Genomic DNA, 17,115 nt, shown 5'->3' on the forward strand with positions numbered 1-17,115 from the left:
CGACGCCCGGACGAGCGCGCGGTCGGCGGTCGCGTACAGCGGCAGCAGCACGAGGTCGTGCACCACCGCCGCGCCCACGAACCACAGCGCGACCGCGAACCAGTCGTCGGAGAGCAGCCGCACACCCGCGTATCCGGCCAGCGCGAACGAGCAGGCCAGGAGCAGCAGTTGGAACGGACTGCCGACCCGCGCCCGAAGCCTTGTCGTCCCAGGTGCTCTCATCACAGGTCTCCGAACGTCAGCCGGGCCACCCACTTGGTGTTGAGCACACCGGGCGCGGCGGGCACGATGATCCGCGCCGGATGGCCGTGGTCGGGGGTCAGGGGCTCGCCGTTGACGTCCAGGGCAAGCAGGGAACGCGCGTCGCGTACCTGGTTGTCGCGCAGCGCGGCCCGGCGGAAGGCGCCGCGCCGCTGGAGTGATTCCACCAGGACGTCGGGCGCCGAGCCCGGCTCGTACCCGACGAGCGCGGCGAGGTCACGCAGCCGCACGCCCCGCCACCACTGGTCGGAGGTGGACCAGCCCTCGACACACGCGATCGGCAGCGCCGCGCTGTGCAGCGGCAGTTCCAGCAGTTGGGCGCGGCTCAGCCGGACGGTCCCCGACGGCCCGGTGACGACCAGCCGCCACGCCTCCTCCCTCGTCTCGGCCGGGTCGATCCCCCGGGACGCGGCCGTCTTGTTGATCTGGAAGCCGCCGGGCCCGCTGCCCGGCTCGGCACCGCCGTGCGGGGCGAGCAGGGCCGTACGCCGCAACGGCCCGTCGAAGTTCTGCCCCGCGCTCGTGGCGAGGAGCAGCAGCGAGCCACCCCCGACCAACCACACGGCACCGCGTCTCGACACCGTGGGCTCGGCGGGGTCCGGCGCCACGAGCGAGGGTTCCTCCGCGGACACCGGTGGCGGAACGGCTCCCCCGGGCGCCGACCGCGAGTCCGCTTCCGCGTCCTCGGCCCGCTCCTCTCCGCTCCCCCGCATCCGGCGCAGGTTGCGGAGGGCCGTCGGCGCCCGCAGCACCACATGGACCCCGAACGCCGCGAAGAACACCCACGCCCCGTAGAAGTGCAGCGGATAGAAGGAGCCGGGGAACACGTAGTCGAGCTGGATGTTCAGCAGCCCCGTCACGAACTCGAACAGCACTCCGCCGACCAGCAGGAGCAGCGAGACCCGCTCCAGGGCGTGGGTGAGCGAACGCGCCGGCGGCAGCTGGAACAGCCTCGGCACCACCGACCACAGCTTGGCCAGCACCACGGGGACCAGGGCGATCCCGAGCGTGACGTGGACGCCCTGGGTGAGCCGGTACAGCCAGTGCGGATTCGTCGGCCAGGCGAAGAGGTAGAAGCCGAGGATCCCCTTGTTCCCGGTCTTGTCGTTCACCGGTGACAGGTTCGGGTTGTAGGCGGCGTAAGACAGCAGCCCCGTCACGAACAGCGCCGTGACACCGGCGAGCAGCACCACGCCGAGGACGGAGGTGAACCAGGGGCCGCGCAGCGGGCTGCGCCAGAAGGCGGGAGAGGAGGGAGACCGTGCCATGCCCCGACGCTAGGCCCGGAGCACCCGGTCAGAGGGTGCGCGACTCATGACGAAAGGCTGACGTCCGCGCCTGTCGGGAGCCCACGGGCAACCGCCCGGCCTAACGTCTCCGAGCGTGAACCGTGATCTTCGCCGCGATCCGCGCCGCGATCTCCGCCGCGACCTCTACGCCGTCTCGGCCGCCGCACTGCTCGTGGTGGTGACCGCGTTGGTCGGTGTCGCCATCAAGCGCGCCGACGACGTCCTGCACGTCGGCTGGCCGCCCCTGTACGCCAACTGGCTGCCCCACACCGGCCCCGGCACCCCCGCCGCGATCACCGTCGCCGCCGCCGTCGTGGCGTACGGCCCTCCGCTGGCCGCCAGGCTGCCCTGGCGTCCGCTGCTGTGGAGCGCGTGGGCCACCGCCCTGGCATGGACCTTCTCCCTCGCCCTCGTCGACGGCTGGCACCGCGGCATCGCCCGCCGCCTGACGACCAAGTACGAGTACCTCCAGGTCATCGACCGCTTTGACGACATCCCCGCCACCCTGCGGAGCTTCACCGACCACATCCTGCTCGGCTCCCCCGACCACTGGCCCCCGCACGTCGCCGGCCACCCGCCGGGCGCCACCCTCACCTTCGTCCTCCTCGACCGGATCGGCCTGGCCGGCGGAGCCTGGGCGGGCATCTTCGTCATCACGGTCGGGGCGACCACCGCGGTCGCGGTCCTCGTCACCATACGGACGCTGGCGAGCGAGGCCCTGGCCCGCCGCGCTGCCCCCTTCCTGGTCCTCGCCCCTGCGGCGGTCTGGATGGGCACATCGGCGGACGGGTACTTCGCGGCGGTCGCCGCCTGGGCCACGGCCCTCCTCGCGCTCGCGGTGACGGGCCACCGCCCGGCGGCCACCGCGCTCGCCGCCGGACTCCTCTTCGGCCTCACCGTCTACCTGTCGTACGGCCTCACCCTCTTCGCCGCCATGGCCACCACCGTCCTGCTGCTCGGGTCCCGACGGCTGCCGGGCCTCCCCTACGCGGTCGCCGGCCTCCTCGTCGTCCCGGTGGCCTTCACCGTGGCAGGCTTCAACTGGTGGGAGGCGTATCACCTGCTCGTCGAGCGGTACCACCAGGGCGCCGGAGGCTTCCGCCCGTACGGCTACTGGCTGTTCGCCAACCTCGCCTGCACGGTCCTCGTCGTGGGACCGGCCACGGTGGCGGGGCTGCGCAGGGCGGGCGCCCGCCTCGCCCGATGGCACGCGACGCCCGTCGCCGAGCGCTCCGTGGGGCTCCTGCTCTGCGCGGCCCTGGCGATGCTGCTCGCGGCCGACATGTCCGGGATGAGCAAGGCGGAAACGGAACGGATCTGGCTGCCGTTCGCGCTCTGGCTGCTCTCCGCCGGCGCGTTCCTGGACCGCCGCCGCGCCTGGTTGACCTTGCAGGCGGTCCTGGCCCTCCTCCTCAACCATCTGTTGCTGACCGGCTGGTGACCCGGCGGCCAAGTCCCCCTGTCCAACGGAGTGCGTACTTCTCGAAGTTCACGGCGCCGGCGTCCGGGTCGCGCCAGTGGTTGCGCTCGATGTCGGCGCGGGCGAGGTTGAGCCAGTCCTGGGCGTCGGATTTGGTCTCGAACGTCTCCGGGGCGGTGTATCGCTGGCCGTCCGGACCGATGTAGCGGGCCTGCCACCTGCCGGATGGCAGCTTGCGCGTCGTGCCGAACTCGCGCCGCCGCTGCGGCTTGCGTCCCGCCATCAGGCCGCCTTCCCGTAGCGGACACGGACACAGCGGACCGGCTCGACAGTACGTGCCTCGACGTACTCGGCGACCGCGCTCTCCGGGATGCGCACCGGGCGGCCGAGCTTGACGTAGCGGATGCGGCGCTCGGCGATGAGGCGGCGGACGAAGCGCTCGCCCGTGCCGAGCAGTTCGCCGGCCTCGGCGACGGTCAGGAGGCGGTCAGCCATTCACGATCACCACCTTCGGGGCGCGGTCCTGGGTATGGGCGACGGCAGGGGGTATTTCGGGTCGGTGCAAGAGCGGTGGGTCCTCACTCTGGAGCGGTAGGAGCGATGCGAGCCGCGGTATGGCGGCGCAGGTGGCGGTTCAGGCGACGGGCCCGCCGCGCAGCAGCACGGGGGCGGAGACGTGAAGCGCTTCGGCGATCGCGATGAGGTCGTCGACGTCGCATCGGCGCTGGGCGCGTTCGATGCGGGACAGCATGGTGTTGGACATCGGGTGGCCGAGTGCGGTCACGCGTCGGGCGAGCTGGCGTTGCGACAAACCGCGTTCGGTGCGGAGGATTTCGATGGTGCGGGCGGCTCGTATTCCTGCGGGTCCGATTTCCAGTGAGCGTGCGGGCATGACTCCAATTGAAGCGTCCATTCGCCGGTTTGGTTAACCGGCGATCGTGGTCTATGTTCCGTTCGCACGGTTGGCCGCGAAGCGGATTCCCGGGGCCGGGAAGGGTCGGAAACCGACACGTCGATCGGTGCTCTGACAGTGCACTGACGTGGGGTGTTGTGTTGTAGCTTCACCGTCGGCAGCGCGTCAACACTTGCCGATGTGATCCTTCTGGCTCGGCTTCCGGGACAACTATTTGGTCAACCGGCGTTCGTGGCTCACGGTTTTGGCCCAACCCTCTCCAGCCTGCTTTTCGGCAGACGTTCTGCCGTAAGAGATTGCGCCGGGTCGGGCTGGACTTGCGCGGCCTGAGTGTGGCTATGTTGACGACACCCCCCGGAAAGCGCGAGTGGCGGCGACCTCCTCCTGCCGCTCGTCGTCGGAGTGCTGGTAGATCAGCGCCGCCTTCTCCGAGAACTGCCCGGCACGGACCATGGTGTCTTTGAGCGTGGCCCCGGAGCGCGTGGAAAGCGTGTGCCCGGTGTGCCGTAGGTCGTAGAACCGGAAGCCCTCCGGCATCCCTACGGCCTCCCGCGCCCGCCGCCACTTCCGTCCGAAGGTGCTGCGCCGAAGCGAACGCCACGACCACATCCGCCCCACGCTCGGCACGCCGCCGCCCCTCGTCGAGCATCCGGTAGGTCTTGCCCACTCCCGGGGCCGCCCCCAGGTAGACCTTCATTCGTCCGGGCCGTACGTCACTCATCGCCGCCGACGCGCTCCGCACACGGGTTCAACTCCCTCAGGAGGCGGGTTGCTTCTCCCCACAGATCCCTACGGAATCGCTTCCCGGGAGGGAACGGGCGCGTGTCAGCGCTTCCTTGGCGCCTGCGCCCGGGACCTTGACACGGTCTTGGCACCTCTTGGCCGGACAGGGTGAAGACGGTGCGTCGGAAAGCCCGGCCGGCGGGGAGCCCGCCGCGACTCCCTCGAAGCCCCCGGGGGACGGCACAGCTCCGGAAACAGACGTGCTCCGGGCGCCTGGCTTTCACGCGAAGCGGCCGGGGAGCCGCGTACGACATGACGCTGAGTGCCCGTCGCCGAGACCTGCCGGCATGCGTCCCCGTACGGGCCAGTCTCCGCTCGTGCCGTGCAAACGCCCTCATCATGATGCGCCCCCGGCGTTCTCACGGCAGGTCTTAACGGAAGCTTGACGCGCTCACGTGACCCATCCCATGGGCCCAGACGTCACGCTCTGCTTACGCTGATGCGGCCGTCCGCCGTGATGGCTCGAAACCCATCCTGAGCCGCACGACGGGAGAGCACGCCTATGGCCACCACCGAGCACCCACCGCCGAGCCGACTGCGGACCTGGATGCTTCAGGGCCTGTCCGACATGGGCAAGCCCGGCGGCCACAAGGGTCCGCACGCAGAACCGGAACCGCCGCACAAGGGCCAGCGCTGGTGGCGGGTGATGTGCCTGACCGGCGTCGACTACTTCTCCACCCTCGGCTACCAGCCCGGCATCGCCGCCCTCGCCGCCGGCCTCCTCTCTCCCGTGGCGACCATCGTCCTCGTGATCGTCACCCTCGCCGGCGCGCTCCCCGTATACCGCCGCGTGGCCGAGGAGAGCCCCCACGGCCAGGGCTCGATCTCGATGCTGGAACGCCTGCTGACGTTCTGGAAGGGCAAGCTCTTCGTCCTGACCCTGCTGGGTTTCGCGGCCACCGACTTCCTGATCACCATCACGCTCTCCGCCGCTGACGCCTCGACTCACCTGGTGGAAAACCCGCATCTGAACAGCGCCTTGCACGACCAGCAACTCCTGATCACCCTGATCCTGATCGCCCTGCTCGGCGCGGTCTTCCTCAAGGGCTTCCTGGAGGCGATCGGCGTCGCGGTGGCCCTGGTGGGCGCCTACCTCACACTGAACGTCGTGGTCGTAGTCGTCGGCCTGTGGCACGTGATCACCGAGGGCCACGTGATCACCGACTGGTCGACCGCGCTGACCGCCGAACACGGCAACGTCTTCGTCATGGTCGGCGTGGCCCTGATCGTCTTCCCCAAGCTCGCGCTCGGCCTCTCCGGCTTCGAGACCGGTGTCGCCGTCATGCCCCATGTGCAGGGCGACGAGGGCGACACGGAGGAGAACCCCAAGGGCCGTATCCGGGACACGAAGAAGCTGCTCACCGCCGCCGCCGTCATCATGAGCGTCTTCCTGGTCACCACCAGCTTCATCACCACCCTCCTCATCCCGGAGAAGGAGTTCGAGGACGGCGGCGACGCCAACGGCCGCGCCCTCGCCTACCTGGCACACGAGTACCTGGGCAACGCCTTCGGCACCCTCTACGACGTCTCGACGATCGCCATCCTCTGGTTCGCCGGCGCCTCCGCCATGGCGGGCCTGCTCAACCTCATGCCCCGCTACCTCCCCCGCTACGGCATGGCCCCCCACTGGGCCCGCGCGGTCCGCCCCATGGTCATCGTCTTCACCCTCGTCGGCTTCCTGGTCACCTGGATCTTCGACGCGGACGTGGACGCCCAGGGCGGCGCGTACGCGACAGGTGTCCTGGTCCTGATCAGCTCGGCGGCGATCGCGGTGACGATAGCGGCGCGGAAGGCCGGCCAGCGTGGCTGGACCATCGCCTTCGGAGTGATCTCGGCGGTGTTCCTCTACACCACCGTCCTGAACGTCATCGAGCGCCCCGACGGCGTGAAGATCGGCGCCTGCTTCATCGCCGCGATCATCCTCGTCTCCCTGCTCTCCCGCCTGGCCCGCGCCTTCGAACTCCGCGTGACGAGCGTCGAGCTGGACGACACGGCGGAACGCTTCGTCCGGGACATGGCCCATCGCCGTATCCGCTTCATCGCCAACGAGCCGGACCGGCGCGACATGGCCGAGTACCGCGACAAGATCGAACAGATCCGGCAGGACAACGCCGTGCCGGAGCAGGAGGACTTCGTCTTCGTCGAGGTGACGGTCACCGACCCCTCCGAGTTCGAGGCGGGCCTGACCGTACGCGGAGAGGTGCTGCACGACCGTTACCGGGTCCTGACCCTGGACTCCTCCTCCGTCCCCAACTCGCTGGCCGCCCTCCTCCTCCACGTCCGCGACTCCACGGGCCGCACCCCGCACATCTACTTCGAGTGGACCGAGGGCAACCCCTTCGCCAACTTCCTCCGCTTCTTCCTCTTCGGCCAGGGCGAGGTCGCCCCCGTCACCCGCGAGGTCCTGCGCGAGGCCGAACCAGACCGCGCCCGCCGCCCCCGCGTCCACACCGGCTGACACCGGGGCGACCTCGCAGCCCTCTCTCGGCCCCTCAGGCCCCGTCAAGATCTCGCCAGAGCCCCGTCAGAGCCCCATCCGGACTCCGTCAGGACCCCGTCAGGATTCACCGCTACGCCGTCAGGATCCCGTCAGCGGCAGTCGTCGGCGCCGCCCGGCCGCCTAGCGTCGCCGGCATGCAGCGGAACAGACCTCCGAGCGCGGCCGGTGACCGCCACTGGCGCGGCAGCGCCCGGTTCGCGACGACCTGCGCCCTGCTGTTCTGCGCCATGTCCCTGCTGGTCGACCGGGACGCGGGAAGCCTGACACTCCCCCGCGCCCTGCTGTGGATCACCCTGGCCGCCGTCGTCCTCGCCGTCCTGCTGCCACCCCGGGTGACCGCGGGCCCGGGCCGGCTGACGGTCAGCGGCCTCTGGCGCGAGCACACGGTATGTACGGACGCCTTGGTGGCAGCACGCCAGTACGGGGTGGTCTCCTCCCGCCTGGTCCTGCACGACGCACACGGCCACCGCCTGGAAGTCGACCCTGACGTCCTCGCCGCCAACCCTCTGATCTGGCACGAACTCGACACCGGCGTCCGCCGTTCCGTCGAACGCGGCACGCTCCTCCAAGGCGCGGACGTCCTGGTGCAGCTCGGGCACCGGATCGACGACGAGACCACGCGAGCGGTCCTGAGGGCCTCCGGCCTCTCCTGACCGGCCGCTCCTGATCCTGCGACTGAGATGACACAAATAATTGTCATCTCAATCTCCTGCTGATCGAGTGGCGCGGTCCCGCTCGACCGGGCCGGGGCTTGCCGCGCGCGTACCCCACGCTACGGCCGATGATGGGAACACGGCCGAACACACGGAGCTGGTCATGACGGGTTGGCGGGTCCGGGACTACTCCCCGGACGATCTCGAGGGAGTCCTCCGTGTCGACGTGGAGAGCGGCACGACCGAAGAACCGGCCCTCTTCCCGCTCTCGGACGCCGTGACGGCCCTCCAGGCCCTCCACCCCGCTGTGGTGGCCACGGCGAACGACGTGGTCGTCGGCGCCGCGGTGAGCAGGGTGGAGGGTGACCGGGCATGGATCCTGCGCATCTGCATGACACCTGCCTGGCGGCACCAGGGGCTGGGCAGCTCCCTGATCACGGCCCTTGAGCGACGGCTCTTCACCGACGGTGTCCGCGCGGTACACGCCGCCCTGCCCGAGGGGGAGACCGGTGCCACCGCGCTGCGCAACTGCGAGTTCGGCGCCCGATCCGGCCTGGTCCTCTTCGAGAAGCGCAGACCGGCGCCCCGGCCGGCGGCCGACATGCTCTCCTCGCTCGGAGCGGAGCTGCCGCCCGGCGGACTGTGGCAGAAGGTCGCGGGCATGCAGAAGGAGAAGCAGCTCATCGAGCGCCGTCTGGTCCTGCCACTGGCCCATCCCGAACTGGCCGCGGAGCACGGTGTGGAGCTGCCGCGCGCGGTGATGCTGTTCGGTCCGCCCGGGACCGGCAAGAGCACCTTCGCGCAGGCGATCGCCAGCCGCCTCGGATGGCCCTTCCTCGAGCTGTTCCCCGCACGTCTGGCCGCCGAGTACGGCCTGGCGAGCGGGCTGAGCAGGCGCTTCGACGAGATATCCCGGCTCGACCACGTCCTGGTGTTCATCGATGAGGTCGAGGAGGTCGCCGGCGCCCGTAGCGGCGCGGACGCGACCGCGATCGGCGTCGTCAACGAGCTGCTCAAGGCGATCGTCCGGTTCCGCAGGCAGGACGGGCGGCTGCTCGTCTGCGCCACGAACAACGTGACCACGCTCGACTCCGCGTTCCTGCGGCACGGCCGTTTCGACTACGTACTGCCGCTCGGTCCACCCGACCACCGCGCCAGGACCGCGCTGTGGGAGAGCTACCTGACACGAGCGGGCGCGAAGGCCGACAGAGAGGCGCTCGCGTCCGCCAGCGAAGGTTTCACACCGGCCGACATCGCCCACGTGGCACGAACCGTCTCCCAGGCCGGATTCGAGCGTACCTTCGACACCGGAACCCGCCTCCCCCCCTCCACGCACGACTACCTGGACACGATCCGCGACACACAGCCCACGGTCAGCGCCACCGCGGCCCAGGAGTTCGCCGAACAGACGGAGCAGTACGCCCGCCTCTGACGTCCCCGCCCGGGAAGCGCGGACTTCTCGGCGCCCCGGACTCGGTCGGCAGCCCACGTGTCAGACCGCCGGATGGACCGCTGCCGGCAGCGGTACCGATGAGTGTCCGTCCGGCGAGAGCCTCACGTCGGACGGCAACTGCGCCGAACTCTTCGCGCGTACAACATCTCCTGTGTACATCGCCGAGTCGACATCCGGTACGGCTCTCCACGGCCACGGCACTGCTGTCATGCCGCTCGAGCCGGGGCCGTGCCCTATCCGCGCCCGCAAGAGCGGACAACCACGGTCAACAGCGGTGCGGCCAGGCCCGCACCACGGCGCCCGCATGATCAATCCGCGCAGGTCGACCGCTATGGCCGGTGGACTCTTACGGCACGGCCGCAGCTCTCTGGCGTGCCGTGCCGAGTCACCCGGACTTCGGGGGGACCTCGGGGGACACCGGCTCGGGCACGGGCGTGGCGTCGTTCCGTCTGGCGGGGAGGAAGACTCGACGCTTCGAGCCGACTGCGCCGCCGGGCCCACCTTGCGCAGGCACGGTTCCGGATCCTGCCGCTCGCCCGGGTGCCGGACGCCGGCTGTCCGTCCGCCGGATCACCTGTCGGCAGAGGCGGGGCAGGAAGGTGTAGAAGCGGTCGGGAAGGAACACGGCGTCCGCGACGATCATCGCGCCGGAGAAGAGAGGCAGCCCCATGAGCACCGCGATGCCGATGTGCATGCCCAACAGCATGGCGAGAACGGGGTACTTGAGCCTGCCGAAGAGCACGAACGGGAAGGCCACCTGCAGGAGCACGGTCAGGTAGCCGCCGATCGCGACCACGAGCGTGCGCTCGTCCACGAAGTGGGAGAGGGCGGGCCAGGGCCGGAAGAGTTCGAGGTTCAGGGCGTAGTGGAGCGCGGTGCCACCGCTCCAGGAAGGTCCCTGGACCTTGTACAGACCGGCTGATCCATAGAGGAAACAGACCTGTGCCGCGATGACGAACATGCCGCAGTTGTGCACCACCGTGACCAAGGTGGTGCGGGCATCGCGGAGTTGCCTCGCGAAGGGGCTCCTCGGACGTTCCGGCGCGTTGCCCGCACGAACCGGCTTCAGCCTGTTTCTGCGCGCGTCCAGGGACCAGCGCCGGCCGCAGGCGGTGAGGACGAGGTAGAGAGACATCAGCAGGACCAGGTTGTCGCCCCCGTCCGTCATGAAGATCGCCCTGGCATGGAACGAGGTCACCATGACGGCGAAGAGGACGGACAGGACGCGGGTCCGCCAGCCCAGCATGAACAGTGCGGCCGTGACGAGGGCCAGCACATAGCAGAGCTCGAAGTAGGTACGGCTGTCGGACAGGGTCAGGATGCTGAACCAGCCCGTCTGCTCGAAGAGTTGGCGCGCCAAGGCGGGCGTCCACGCGGAGCCGGGGCCCCAGATCTCGGCACGGTGCGGGAACTCGCGTAGCAGAAGGAGCAGGTAGAGCAGTCCGTAGCCGATGCGCAGCACCGACGCGGCGTACAGGGACACGGGGTGGCCGGTCAGGAGGCCCCGTGCCGCGTTGATCCGGGCGGCGATCCACCGGGCGGCGTCGGCGGACGCGGTCCTCTGCGCCTCAGTTTCCATGGCGGGTCACCTTCCACCAGGGCAGGAGCCGGTTCCCGACCGGCGTCGGCGGGCGCTTGTCGGCGGCGGGGCCGGGCGCGCCGATGGACAGGGTGAGCACACGCAGCTGAATGAAGTCGATGGTGCCGTTGTTGTGGGCGGCGACGCGGTCGGCGGCGATGTTGGTCAGGTACTTCCGCATCATCAGGGCGCGTTCCGTTGGCGCCTTGTCGTCTCCTCCGTGTGTGTCGACGTAGCCGGTCCAGGCGCGGCGCAGCATGTTCTGCGCCGTGTGGCTCGGGAACGGCTGATGTTCGACCGCGGAACTGTCGACGGCGGTCAGGTCGAACCAGGGACTCACCTGAACGGATCCGTCGGAGCCGGTGTGCGCGGTTCTCGCCAGAATCCGCCGGTTGATGGATTCGGGGTCCGGAGCGAAGAGCCGCCAGTTCTGTTCGAAGAGGGGGTACACCCATGAATGGATCAGCGGGCTGTACCGCTTGGAGACGGTGTTGGCCGGTGCCACGTGAAGGAACACGAGAATCACGTGAACGACGCTCGTCGCCAAGCACAGGACCACGGCGGCGCACAGTCCGGATTTCATCAGCGCCCGTGCACCCCTCCGCGACGTGCGCGGCGCGGCCGTGGTGTCAGGACGTTCCTGCCTGGCCGGACCGGAGTCGGACTGCTGGATTTCCTCCACGTCCGCTGAGTCGATTCCGCTCGACACCGCCTACCTGTCTTTCTGTCTTTCTCTATCAGCTGCTCGCGCCTGGCTTCTTCGCTGACTGCCACCGACGGCGCGCGGCGGACTCGATGTGAACTCCGCCGCGCGCCGTCATCCGGTGAACGGACCGACCGCAGTGCGATGCCTAGCTCTCGTAGCCCTTCGGCACCTCGTCGTAGCCGTAGTTCTCGTCGGGCTTGCCATGGTCGGGCTTGCCGTGGTGGACGTGCTGCCCGTGGTCGGGCTTGCCGTCGTGGCCCGGTCCTCCAGGCTTGCCGTCGTGGCCCGGTCCTCCAGGGTTACCGTCGTGGCCCGGTCCTCCAGGGTTACCGTCGTGGCCCGGTCCTCCAGGGTTACCGTCGTGGCCCGGTCCTCCAGGGTTGCCACCGTGATCCGGCCCAGCCGGCGCGTCGTCGTGCCCGCCGCCGTTACCGCCGGAGGTGTTCCCGGCCGTGTTGCCCACGGTGCTCCCGGAAGTGGAGTTCCCGGCGGTGTTCCCGGAGGTGTTCCCGGAGGTGTTGCCCTCAGTGTTCCCGGACGTGGTGCCGGCGACGTTGCCCGAGGTCGCGCCGGGCGAGAGGATGGGCCCTCCCAAGAGGCCACCGCTGACGAGGCCACCGTTGACGAGGCCCCCACCGGTGATGCCGGTGGTGGTACCGGTCGTCGTGCCGGTGGTCGTGCCGGTGGTCGTGCCGGTCGTCGTGCCAGTGGTCGTGCCGGTCGTCGTGCCAGTGGTGGTGGTGCCGGTCCCGCAGGTCGGCCGGGTGATCGTGTTGGTGATCATCGACACGATCCCGGACTCAGCCACAGCGCCGGCCAGTACCCGACCCTCGACCACGGCCCTGTTCTCCATGGTGATCGAGGTGTGGGCCATGAAGGTGCCCACGGAGAAGGAGTCGCTGCCGAAGCTGGCGGAACTTCCGATCTGCCAGAAGACATTGCATGCGTTGGCGCCGCCGGTGAACTCCATGCGGCTGCCGGATGCCAGCGTCAGTCCGGAGGGGACCTGGAACACCCAGACAGCGTCGGGGCCGCCGTTCAGCGTGAGAACACCGGAGTTCGTGACCACACCAGGAACGAAGTCGTACAGGCCCGGACCCAGCCCCGTCGGGCCACCCGCGCCACTGAGCTCCGAGTTGAGGGTGCCATCGACGGGGCCCCGGGCTGCGGCGACGCCGTACGCGTTCTGCAGCGCGGCGTGGGCAGCGTTGGCCGACCCGTCTGTCACGTGAACGGTTCCGTTGATCACATTGGCACACGGCGGAGATGCGGGGATCCCGGGCGGTGGCGGGTTACAGAACCCGGTGATCGAAGTCCCTGGTGACACCCCAACGTCGCCACTGATCAGGGAAGAACCGGTATTGGTGACCGCCTCGCCGCCCAACACCGCGAAGCTCTCAGCAGCACCAAGGGGAACGGGGGTTGTGATGGCATTTGCATGCGTCGGCACCATTACCACTGCGGTAGCAGCGATCAACACCGTGACGACCGACGCGATCCAGGCGGGCATTGCGCGCCGCCGATACGCACCAGAGATGTTCTGCGTCATCGAGGGGACTACTCCTCAAGGGAGGTACGGTGAATGTTTTTGTTGTCCTTGTCGAGTTTCCGCGAGCTGGAACCCCTCCCCTCCGGCAAGCGCCGCAGGTTTTCCATGGGCTGCCGGCGGCACTCAGGAAAAGGGATTCGCTTCAGATTAACCGGCAGGGCACCGTGTAGACCGCCAATACGCGACGCATTCGAGTGCCTTCGGCGGACACAGTCACACCCAAATCGGGATATCATATAAAGCCAAGGGCGCGACACCGCACAATTCATATGAGCGGAAGTCGCAGGCCATAAGCGCTTCGCCCGGACATTCAGGGGCCGCGTCCCAGGTCGACGCGATTTCGACCGCGGGCTGGAATCGTGATGAATTGCGGAAGGGCGGGTTCGATCCGGCTGGATCCTCCGACTCGGTCATTGCGTGTTCCCCATGCCGGGGGAGCGGGTGCGAAGGGACGGAGAAAGTTCCGTCCTCCGACGGACCACGGCGCACAGCGCACAGTCCCCAGCACCAGCCCTCACAACGGGCGCTCCTGTGCAGCGGAGGCAGCGGTCGGTCGACGGGCGTGGTCTGCGTCGGCGTCAGTAGGGCGCTGGGACCGGTCCGCGTGAGACAACGTCACCCTGAGCGAGGAGTGATGGTTGGCGAGCCGGTGCTGCGAAGGTGGCAGGCGAGGCCCTGGGCGTCCGTGTGTGGGTGAGCCGCCGTCTTGGTGATCGCGAAGCCGTGACCGTACGTCGGAACCAGGAATCCCCGCGCGGTCGTGCGGGAGCGGCCCTGGGGAAGGCTGTGACGTGCTCACTGTGGCACGAGAGCCACGAAACACCGGATGCCCGACATGTCCACCAGACGTACGATGAAAACGGGTCGGCACACTCTCACGTGCGACCGGCCCGGAAGGGCGACCCCGGTGTGTATACGCCGGGGTCGTTGGAGCACCGCGGACGCGGCCACCCGCAGCACGGCGTGATCTGTTCCGTCGATGTCGGACTGGCGCGACGACGAATCGTGGACCCGGAGGGGGGCAGGATCGGCACGGTGGAAGCGGGTCCCCCGGACACCGCTGGCGCAATCGGCTCGTCGGGCCGGCCGCGATGCGAGCCTGTGCCGGGCGGCGGCGTAGTCCCGCGCCGATCTCGGTTGCCTGCGATACATCCGAGAGGGGCGGGGTGCGCGTCGCGGCGGGCACCACGTCCGGATACGTGGTCGGGGGCTGGAGGCACCCGGCGCCGTTTCCGGCCGGCACCGCCCCGCGCCGGCTGCGGTGCGACGAGGCCGGGGCATCGGGCCGCCCGGCGAACCCCGGCGTGGACGCGGCCGGCCACCCCGACCACTTCCCGATGCCCCGGGAGGAAGGGAAGCGGACAGCGATGACGGACGGTGAGCACAAGCCGGGCCGGGTGGGGGTGGACCGGTCGGAGGGATTCGGCGAACGGCTGCTGGGTGTGCTGCTGGACCGGGCCCACGAGATGCCGCCGGAGCTGATCGCCCCGCTCGTCGCGGAAGAGGTGGCCAGGGTCGGGGGGCGGGAGGTCTCCATCCTCCTGCAGGACTACGAACAGGTGCTCCTGGTGCCGCTGCCGGGCCGAGGACTGAAGGTAGGCGGCCCCGAGGGGGTCGAGGACTCCCCCGCCGGCGAGGCGTTCCTGAGCCGCAGAACGGTGGAGGTGCCGAGGGACGGCAGCGTGCGGATGTACCTGCCGTTGCTGGACGGCAGCGACCAGATCGGGGTGATGGCCGTCACCCTGGACAGCGTCGATGACGACGACCGGCGGCTGCTGCGCAGACTCGCCGGCCTGGTCGCGGACATGATCGTCACCAAGGACGCCTACACCGACCGGTTCTTCCAGGCCCGCCGCAGCGCCCCGATGAGTGTGGCCGCGGAGATCCAGTGGTCGTTGCTGCCCCCGCTGTCGATGACGATTCCGCAGGTCGAGGTGGCCGGCATCCTGGAGCCCGCCTATGACGTGGCCGGCGACAGCTTCGACTACGCCCTCAACGGCGACATCCTGCACGTGGCCATGATCGACGCGATGGGCCACGGGCTGGACGCGGCGACCATGGCGACGGTGGCCATCGGTGCCTATCGCCACACGCGACGGGCCCATACCGATCTGTCCCAGGTGTACGCGTTCATGGACCGGGCCATCAACGAGCAGTTCGGCCCCGACCACTTCGTCACCGCGCAGATGATGATCCTCGATATCGCCACAGGCCGACTGCAGTGGGTCAACGCAGGGCATCCGGCCCCGTTCCTGATCCGGGACCGCGCCGTGGTGGACCGGCTGGAGAGCCCGACCACGTTGCCGGTCGGCTTCGGCGGTGAGGAGCCGGTGGTCAGCGAGCGGATGCTGCGACCCGGCGACCGGTTGCTGTGCTTCACCGACGGCCTGATCGAGGAGCACCACACCGGCGGGGAACAGTTCGGAGAAGGACAACTCATCGAGTGGACCAACCGGATCCTCCGGGACCGCACGCAGGTACGGGCGGTGGTGCGAGCCCTCTCCCACGCCCTCAAACACGAACGCGGCGGCGCCACGACCGACGACGCGACCATCTTCCTCGTCGAGTGGCGAGGCGGCGACGCCGATCATCTGGCTGCCCTCGACTGAGCCCGCGACGCACCGGCTCCCTCACTGAAGCCTGCCGCTGCCCGGGGTTCGTACTCATGGTCGCGTATGCGATCAGGCTCGTACCTGTCTCCCTGAGGGCGGGAGAGGGGGCAACGTCGGATGAGAGTGCCGTGGCCACCAGGGCAGGCCGGGGCAGGCCGGGGAATCGACAGCCGTGACCGGACAGGACTTCGTGGTCGTCAAACTGTTCGAGGTCCGCCAGTGACGTGAGGAGCGGGCGGGGCCCGGACTGGTCCAGGGCATTCAGGAATGGTCAGCGGGCCGGGGGCCGGAGGAACGCCAGATGGAGCGGGCCGCCAGGTAGAGCAGATCGGCGATGAGAAGCAGTACGCCGGTGGACATCAGAGAGAGCATGCCATCGACGGCCGCGCCGATGGCGACCAGAGCGATTCCGGCGATGAGCAGGGTCAGGAAGACGATCATGGCGGGATGCCTCCTGGAAAGGGACCGTACGGCATCCGCGTGTTCTCCCGGCTACGGCGGGACACGCGGATCCCGTACTCGATGTCGCGCCGGCCGAGGAGCGGTACGTGACGGCCCTCGGTGCACAAGGCCGCTACGAGTCGGCGGCGTCCGCCGACGGTGTGCCCCCGCCCCCCGGGGCTCTCAGGATGATGCCGACGACGACCCGTCAGGGCCAGGGTCTTCGAGCACGCCGAACGCGAAGTGAAGGCGCCGGGCTGCGTGCGTCGGGTTTGGCCTTCCGCATGCCGGACGTCGGATTCAGGAGTCCGGGACGCCTCGCGGCCGGTACCCCCGCGGGGCGTCGTCCCAGGGATCTCAGGCGGCGCGTCGGGCGCGGTGGCGGGCTTCCCGTAGCCGCACCTTCGACGGAAGGCGGTCCAGGCCGGCCGAGTCTCGTGCGTGTGCGAGCGTTTCCCGGCTCAGTCGCCCCAGAGTCCGCGCGGGATCGGCGTGAGGTTCCAGCAGCAGCCGTACGCGTGCGGTGGGAGCGGTACGTCGGCCCGCCAGCCGTACATGCGCCCGTGAGACCCCGTCCAGGGCTTGCGCCTCTTCCTCGATGACGTGCTCCAGCGTGCGGCCGTCGAGCCGGGCCGCCGGGCCGTCTTCGATGTCGACGAGGACCTGGCCCAGGCGGTGTCTGCGTTGCGCGAGGAGCCACCACAGCAGCAGGACCAGCAGCACGGCGAGCACCGCGATGACGGTCGGCCACCACCAGCCTTCCTCTCGCCACCGGGTGCGTCCCTCGGTGCCCAGCACCACATCGCCCGGCCCGCGGAAGGGCCACCAGCCCGGCACGCCGAAATCCCAGTGCCGCTGCAGATCCAGGCCGCCCAGCAGTACGCCGCCGCCCAGAGCGAACAGTCCGAGGCCGAGCAGCCCCAGCAGTACCCGGTTCACTGTCTTGAGCATCAAGA

13 protein-coding genes and 3 pseudogenes are annotated in these 17,115 nt (G+C 69.5%); 5 read left to right on the forward strand and 11 right to left on the reverse strand.

Annotated features, from left to right (window positions below; genetic code table 11):
• Positions 1 to 221: 221 nt before the first annotated feature.
• Positions 222 to 1,529, reverse strand: a complete 1,308-nt coding sequence (locus tag ACZ52C_RS09980) for a molybdopterin-dependent oxidoreductase (RefSeq protein WP_469074258.1) — start codon at positions 1,527 to 1,529, stop codon at positions 222 to 224.
• A gap of 115 nt (positions 1,530 to 1,644) precedes the next feature.
• On the opposite strand from ACZ52C_RS09980, the gene ACZ52C_RS09985 reads away from it, so the two are divergent.
• Positions 1,645 to 2,991 (forward strand): hypothetical protein, encoded by a 1,347-nt coding sequence (locus tag ACZ52C_RS09985; protein WP_469074259.1) that lies wholly within the window; start codon positions 1,645 to 1,647, stop codon positions 2,989 to 2,991.
• Here ACZ52C_RS09985 and ACZ52C_RS09990 read toward each other — a convergent pair.
• From ACZ52C_RS09990 to ACZ52C_RS10010, 5 genes and pseudogenes are all read right to left on the reverse strand, one after another.
• A pseudogene (locus tag ACZ52C_RS09990) lies at positions 2,984 to 3,253 on the reverse strand (tyrosine-type recombinase/integrase); the annotation flags it as partial. The gene ACZ52C_RS09985 and the pseudogene ACZ52C_RS09990 sit on opposite strands and share 8 nt — an antisense overlap.
• A complete protein-coding gene (locus ACZ52C_RS09995) occupies positions 3,253 to 3,465 on the reverse strand; it encodes a helix-turn-helix domain-containing protein (protein WP_469074260.1) in 213 nt (70 codons plus the stop codon). The pseudogene ACZ52C_RS09990 and the gene ACZ52C_RS09995, both read right to left, overlap by 1 nt.
• A 139-nt stretch (positions 3,466 to 3,604) precedes the next feature.
• Positions 3,605 to 3,862, reverse strand: a complete 258-nt coding sequence (locus ACZ52C_RS10000; protein ID WP_469074261.1) for a helix-turn-helix domain-containing protein — start codon at positions 3,860 to 3,862, stop codon at positions 3,605 to 3,607.
• 390 nt (positions 3,863 to 4,252) lie between these two features.
• A pseudogene (locus tag ACZ52C_RS10005) lies at positions 4,253 to 4,480 on the reverse strand (tyrosine-type recombinase/integrase); the annotation flags it as partial.
• Positions 4,473 to 4,604 (reverse strand): annotated as a pseudogene (locus ACZ52C_RS10010) (sensor histidine kinase KdpD); the annotation flags it as partial. The pseudogenes ACZ52C_RS10010 and ACZ52C_RS10005, both read right to left, overlap by 8 nt.
• A 564-nt stretch (positions 4,605 to 5,168) precedes the next feature.
• On the opposite strand from ACZ52C_RS10010, the gene ACZ52C_RS10015 reads away from it, so the two are divergent.
• The 3 genes from ACZ52C_RS10015 to ACZ52C_RS10025 all read left to right on the forward strand — a co-directional run bounded on the left by ACZ52C_RS10015 (position 5,169) and on the right by ACZ52C_RS10025 (position 9,251).
• Entirely contained in the window at positions 5,169 to 7,124 is a 1,956-nt protein-coding gene (locus ACZ52C_RS10015) for an APC family permease (RefSeq protein ID WP_469074262.1), read from the forward strand.
• Positions 7,125 to 7,300: 176 nt separating this feature from the next.
• Positions 7,301 to 7,819 (forward strand): hypothetical protein, encoded by a 519-nt coding sequence (locus ACZ52C_RS10020; RefSeq protein WP_469074263.1) that lies wholly within the window; start codon positions 7,301 to 7,303, stop codon positions 7,817 to 7,819.
• A 163-nt stretch (positions 7,820 to 7,982) separates the two neighbouring features.
• Positions 7,983 to 9,251 carry an ATP-binding protein gene (locus ACZ52C_RS10025; protein ID WP_469074264.1) on the forward strand — a complete coding sequence of 423 codons (1,269 nt, stop codon included), beginning with the start codon at positions 7,983 to 7,985 and terminating at the stop codon, positions 9,249 to 9,251.
• 406 nt (positions 9,252 to 9,657) lie between these two features.
• Here ACZ52C_RS10025 and ACZ52C_RS10030 read toward each other — a convergent pair whose 3' ends face one another.
• The 3 genes from ACZ52C_RS10030 to ACZ52C_RS10040 all read right to left on the reverse strand — a co-directional run bounded on the left by ACZ52C_RS10030 (position 9,658) and on the right by ACZ52C_RS10040 (position 13,106).
• On the reverse strand, positions 9,658 to 10,851 hold the full coding sequence (locus tag ACZ52C_RS10030; protein WP_469074265.1) for an HTTM domain-containing protein: 1,194 nt from the start codon (positions 10,849 to 10,851) through the stop codon (positions 9,658 to 9,660).
• Positions 10,841 to 11,533 (reverse strand): DUF5819 family protein, encoded by a 693-nt coding sequence (locus tag ACZ52C_RS10035; RefSeq protein WP_469074266.1) that lies wholly within the window; start codon positions 11,531 to 11,533, stop codon positions 10,841 to 10,843. The genes ACZ52C_RS10030 and ACZ52C_RS10035 overlap by 11 nt, the downstream gene beginning before the upstream one ends.
• Positions 11,534 to 11,702: 169 nt before the next feature.
• A complete protein-coding gene (locus tag ACZ52C_RS10040; RefSeq protein WP_469074267.1) occupies positions 11,703 to 13,106 on the reverse strand; it encodes an ice-binding family protein in 1,404 nt (467 codons plus the stop codon).
• 1,367 nt (positions 13,107 to 14,473) lie between these two features.
• Here ACZ52C_RS10040 and ACZ52C_RS10045 point away from each other — a divergent pair.
• On the forward strand, positions 14,474 to 15,715 hold the full coding sequence (locus tag ACZ52C_RS10045) for a PP2C family protein-serine/threonine phosphatase (RefSeq protein ID WP_469074780.1): 1,242 nt from the start codon (positions 14,474 to 14,476) through the stop codon (positions 15,713 to 15,715).
• Positions 15,716 to 15,979: 264 nt separating this feature from the next.
• Here ACZ52C_RS10045 and ACZ52C_RS10050 read toward each other — a convergent pair whose 3' ends face one another.
• Positions 15,980 to 16,159 carry a hypothetical protein gene (locus tag ACZ52C_RS10050; RefSeq protein WP_329911390.1) on the reverse strand — a complete coding sequence of 60 codons (180 nt, stop codon included), beginning with the start codon at positions 16,157 to 16,159 and terminating at the stop codon, positions 15,980 to 15,982.
• 357 nt (positions 16,160 to 16,516) lie between these two features.
• Positions 16,517 to 17,110: an alkaline shock response membrane anchor protein AmaP gene (gene amaP, locus ACZ52C_RS10055; RefSeq protein ID WP_329911388.1), complete on the reverse strand. Its 594-nt coding sequence runs from the start codon at positions 17,108 to 17,110 to the stop codon at positions 16,517 to 16,519.
• Positions 17,111 to 17,115: the final 5 nt, after the last annotated feature.

This window comes from Streptomyces sp. NPDC034049, assembly GCF_055575575.1.

Bases quoted from the DNA above. Each gene is read 5' to 3' on its own strand.
- ACZ52C_RS09980 (WP_469074258.1), bottom strand. From the start codon at position 1,529: ATGGCACGGTCTCCCTCCTCTCCCGCCTTCTGGCGCAGCCCGCTGCGC.
- ACZ52C_RS09995 (WP_469074260.1), bottom strand. From the start codon at position 3,465: ATGGCTGACCGCCTCCTGACCGTCGCCGAGGCCGGCGAACTGCTCGGC.
- ACZ52C_RS10000 (WP_469074261.1), bottom strand. From the start codon at position 3,862: ATGCCCGCACGCTCACTGGAAATCGGACCCGCAGGAATACGAGCCGCC.
- ACZ52C_RS10015 (WP_469074262.1), top strand. From the start codon at position 5,169: ATGGCCACCACCGAGCACCCACCGCCGAGCCGACTGCGGACCTGGATG.
- ACZ52C_RS10020 (WP_469074263.1), top strand. From the start codon at position 7,301: ATGCAGCGGAACAGACCTCCGAGCGCGGCCGGTGACCGCCACTGGCGC.
- ACZ52C_RS10025 (WP_469074264.1), top strand. From the start codon at position 7,983: ATGACGGGTTGGCGGGTCCGGGACTACTCCCCGGACGATCTCGAGGGA.
- ACZ52C_RS10030 (WP_469074265.1), bottom strand. From the start codon at position 10,851: ATGGAAACTGAGGCGCAGAGGACCGCGTCCGCCGACGCCGCCCGGTGG.
- ACZ52C_RS10040 (WP_469074267.1), bottom strand. From the start codon at position 13,106: ATGACGCAGAACATCTCTGGTGCGTATCGGCGGCGCGCAATGCCCGCC.
- ACZ52C_RS10045 (WP_469074780.1), top strand. From the start codon at position 14,474: ATGACGGACGGTGAGCACAAGCCGGGCCGGGTGGGGGTGGACCGGTCG.
- ACZ52C_RS10050 (WP_329911390.1), bottom strand. From the start codon at position 16,159: ATGATCGTCTTCCTGACCCTGCTCATCGCCGGAATCGCTCTGGTCGCC.
- amaP (WP_329911388.1), bottom strand. From the start codon at position 17,110: ATGCTCAAGACAGTGAACCGGGTACTGCTGGGGCTGCTCGGCCTCGGA.